The sequence below is a fragment of the Fulvivirga kasyanovii genome (assembly GCF_009711405.1).
Lineage (GTDB): Bacteria > Bacteroidota > Bacteroidia > Cytophagales > Cyclobacteriaceae > Fulvivirga > Fulvivirga kasyanovii.
The window spans coordinates 1-4,233 of record NZ_SMLW01000287.1 but is presented as its reverse complement, the minus strand read 5'-3'; the positions used below and the strand labels follow the sequence as shown (position 1 = coordinate 4,233).

Genomic DNA, 4,233 nt, shown 5'->3' with positions numbered 1-4,233 from the left:
TAATGTTGATACTTTACCTGCTCCTGTTGCACCTGCGCCCCTCTGATCAGAGCCTACTACCATATGAACGGTGGCATTATCTACTGAAATACCAAAACGATCTCCTGCCTCTTTGCCAAACACAGGAGGCCCCATAGGTATCCACTGGTCTGTTTCGCTGAGTTCATAAACACGCACCATTCCGGCTTCAGTGCCCTGGGTATCGTCAAATGGGGCACCAATAATGAGGCGGTCTCCATTAAAGTTTATAGCTACAGAAAACCCAAAGCGGTCTCCGGGAGTGCTTCCCTGGATGTCTTGCCCTACCTGCACCCAGTTAGAGCCTGATCTTTTGAATACCTTTACGTAGCCAATCCCGTCAATATTATTGGATCCGATGGCAATGATCTCGCCTGAATAAGATAAACTGACCGATTTTCCGAACTGATCTCCGGATTCGTTGCCCATAAGATCCTGTCCCACCTGGCTATACTCCCACCTGGCGTGGTTGTTATCCGGCACATCTGCCTGCTCACCGATCTCAAACACCCTTACCCTTCCTGATCCGGAATAATTAATGGCTCCTTCGGCAAAGATCTTTCCTGTGCCATTAGTAGCTACAGCATGGCCTCCATTTCCTGGAGCATCAATTTCACCACCCGGCACCCTGAAGAGCAGTCCATCGCCGTCAGAAGAAAATAATGACTTGTATAGAGGTATTATCTTGCCTTGCGCTGCTGAGCCTACCACAACCTTTTCGTTTGAGGCACTCATGGCTACGGACCGTCCGACATTGTCACCACTATTGTATGCGCCAAAAAAATCTTCTTTCCAGCCACTGCTTGTATTTGCCTCCTGGTATAGTTTGACATTTCCTGCATAAACCGGATCACCGGCTTCAAAGCTAAATCCATTTGGAGCCCCCACTATAAAGGAAGTGCCATATATGCTTACATCTACCGCGTAGCCGGTTAAAGCACCTTCATCTACACCGAAAATAGTATGTCGGGTATTCCATGTGCTGCCCTCAAGTTTAAAGAGCCTTGCCTGTCCGGCATTATTCATTCCCGAAGCATCGTGCCATGGAGCTCCCACGATCAGTTGGTTTCCTTCCAGGTCGAGACTTAGAGCGCTGCCAAAGCCATCACCTGATGCATCACCCAAAATTTCGTAATCATGCTTGACCCATTGGTCCGCCACATTTTGAATACTAATGGTTACCCTTGCCGTTTTCTCTTGTTTGCCGGAAGTAACAGCAATCAGCGCAGTTAAGTAGATGTTTTTTTCGTAATCGAAAGCCGAAGAGTCGGCAACCGTGATATTACCGGTGGCAGCATCAATGGCTATGGCACTAAGTGGCTCCTCATTTTCAAAACTTGAAATGCTGAAAGTGATGTCCTTACTTTCGCCTCCCTGGGTAGCCGATGCACTTATGGTGCCTATGGATGCCCCGTTTTGCGGATTTTCATCAAGGCTGAATGCCGTATTATTTACCTCTATAACCACGGCATTGGGGGCTGCAATATTGATGGTTACCTGCATGCTTTCTGTTTTACCTACAGCCGATACCTCTACAGTAAGAGTTATTGAAGTGTTAATGTCCGTATCAAATACGGCCGGTGTCAGTACCTTCAACTCTCCCGTGGTGGCATCAATGGATACAGCATCATCAGCGGATTGTGAAGTGATGGAAAATGACATATCAACGTCTGCTCCTCCCTGGGTAGCTGACGCCTCAACTGTACCTATGGAAAGCCCTGAAGCAGGATTTTCTTCAACCGTAAAAGTCATATCCTCTAAGGTAATAACTACGGGAGCCGGGTTTTCATCGTCACTACCACAGCCCATGAAAATTGCTGATAAAAAAAGAAGTATTAAGAATGACATGCTCGCTCTGAGTGTCATGGATCGATTAGTGTTTTTCATACCTTAAGTGCTTTCTTGAATTATACTGAATTTCCAAAGCAAACAGGATTTGACTGATGCTCCAAATATTTATGAATCACACCGTTAACAAAGCGTTAACATGCTGTTTTTTTCTTATGATTTGGGTTAAGTTGCACACCGAAGTACGCTGTGTAACGGCTAATTTTAGGCGTTGAGAATAAGAAGGTTTAATCATGCAAATACAGGAAATCTCCGAAATACTAAAACATATAAACCAAGGCTCCAACCATGAAGAGGACATGGACACACTTTATACTCAGGAGGATCTTTTTAGAATAGTTATGGAAAATATGGGTGATGTAATATGCCTCCATGATCCGGAGACCACTCGCTATGAGCTGGTGCCTCCTTCGATGGAAAAAATACTGGGGTTTTCCGTTGCTGAACTTCTGCAAATGACACCATATGACCTGTTTCACCCTGACACCATCAAATGGCTGGAGTCAGACCACAACAAAAAAGCCATGGGGAGCCGCCAATCAGAACTGGTAGAGGTAAAGTGCAGGCACAAAAACGGAAGCTATGTCTGGTTTGAGGTTTTTAGCCGTCCACTGTTCGACAAATCAGGAAAGGTGTGTTACATCATGAGCATCAGCAGGGATATTTCCGAACGCAAGTACCTGGCGGAAGAACAACATGAAAAGGAAATCATCAAGACCAGGCTGATGTCAAGTGTGGCCTATATGGAAAAGAAGATGGACCTGATGGTCAAGCTTGAGAAAATAATCCTGGAGGTGCCCCCCAAGCCTAGAAGTGAAATCAGGAATGTTTTAAATGTAATCAGGAAGGTATTGGAAACAGAAGACGACTGGGAAGATTTCAAAACACATTTTCACTTTACAGACCCTGGATTTGTGGAGTATATTTCGATGCAATACCCATCCCTGACCAACAAGGAGCTAAAACATATTGCTTTGATCAGGTTGGGTTTCGACAATAGCGATGTTGCCAGGTTTATGTCAGTCAAAAAGAACAGCCTCAGAGTGATGCGCAATCGCCTGAAACAAAAGCTGCAACTGAACCCCGAGGAAAACCTTCTGGAATTTATCAAAAACCTGGATACTGCTTAGGGTACTTCGGGGTAACACTGCCTACATTCCAGTTGTTCAAGGGTTGATCAAATGAATAGCAATTGTGAAACATACCTCCCATGGTGATGATATTGCTTACATCCCAATGATTAAGGTTGGTATTCATGCTTTGGTAATTGAGAAACATGCCCTGCGTGCTGGTAACCTGGGAAAGGTTGGGGGCATCGGTGGCTGAAATGGTCATGTTGATGCAGCCATCAAAGGCCTCCAGCATGTTTTTCCACACTATATCACCCCATTGCACAATATCCAAAAGCTTCTCTTTATCGCCGCCATGCTCGAAGCGGATATAAGGAAAATCGCCTTTGATCCTGATGGTATAGGTGCCAGCCACGCCAAAATCATGAGTAACCTCACCGGTAAGCCCAAACTCGTCATATACACCATCATTGTCCCAATCCACATCATAGTTAAACGAGCCCGCCCCAAGCTTCAGGTAGATTGAAGTGCTGTTGGAAGTTCCGGGGTTATCATTTTTCCATGTGGTGATAAAAGGCGCCTGCGCTTTTGCCATACCCACCGCTGACAGTGTAACTGCAATAAAAAAAATGACTGGCTTGCTGGAATATATCATTCGTAAAAATAGGGTTACTACCTGATACCAGGCGAGCCGCAAAAAATACTACCCCCCGGGGGTTCTTTTTTATTATATGGTGTGATCGTCCTTGGAGGTTTTGGAAAGCTCCACGTCCATGCCTGAGGTTACATAGCGTGCTGATCCCGAATGACATACTTTCTTCCCATGATTCAAAGATAGCATTTAAAGAATTAGTCCGGGCGGACGCCCTATTACATATTAGGTCGTAGGACCGCTGCGCTTGACCCTACGACCAGGGGGAGGATTCAGAGTCCCTAATATCTTAGTTTATTACAGGCACCTAAAGAGGTTTCAATTTAAAATCTAATTAATAATAACAAACCTCAGAATATTTATTGATTTACCTTCATTAAGCTTTAATAAATAAAGACCAGGATTTAGACCATTTATATTAATTTGCCCTGTCTCGTCCAAAGCACCGTAATCAAGCAATTTCCCATTACTGTCTATAATATTGTATACGCTCCCAAAACTAGCATTTCTTACAGATAGGAACTTCTTGCTTTCAATTGGATTAGGTGAAATGAATATAATGGATTCATTCGAATTGTTTATTCCTGTAACAGAACTTTTCTTGATGTCATCAACGATGAAGTTTTCAGACATTTTTGAACAACC

Annotated in this window: 4 protein-coding genes; 1 reads left to right on the top strand and 3 read right to left on the bottom strand. The window is 44.2% G+C overall.

The genetic code is table 11. The features are described from left to right. The coding region (locus tag E1163_RS02065; RefSeq protein ID WP_155168960.1) for a cadherin domain-containing protein at nt 1-1,905 on the bottom strand (1,905 nt) is incomplete at its 3' end. 194 nt (nt 1,906-2,099) lie between these two features. Between E1163_RS02065 and E1163_RS02060 the strand changes: the two genes are divergently transcribed. Further along, nucleotides 2,100-2,996 (top strand): PAS domain-containing protein, encoded by an 897-nt coding sequence (locus E1163_RS02060; protein WP_155168958.1) that lies wholly within the window; start codon nt 2,100-2,102, stop codon nt 2,994-2,996. Here E1163_RS02060 and E1163_RS02055 read toward each other — a convergent pair. Further along, nucleotides 2,974-3,591, bottom strand: coding sequence for a BspA family leucine-rich repeat surface protein (locus E1163_RS02055; protein ID WP_155168956.1), 618 nt, complete (start codon nt 3,589-3,591; stop codon nt 2,974-2,976). The genes E1163_RS02060 and E1163_RS02055 overlap by 23 nt on opposite strands. 327 nt (nt 3,592-3,918) lie before the next feature. Then, nucleotides 3,919-4,233: T9SS type A sorting domain-containing protein (locus tag E1163_RS02050; protein ID WP_221417911.1), on the bottom strand; the 315-nt coding region annotated here is incomplete at its 5' end.

Excerpts from the sequence above, each read along its gene's own strand:
- E1163_RS02060 (WP_155168958.1), top strand. The coding sequence starts at position 2,100 with ATGCAAATACAGGAAATCTCCGAAATACTAAAACATATAAACCAAGGC.
- E1163_RS02055 (WP_155168956.1), bottom strand. The coding sequence starts at position 3,591 with ATGATATATTCCAGCAAGCCAGTCATTTTTTTTATTGCAGTTACACTG.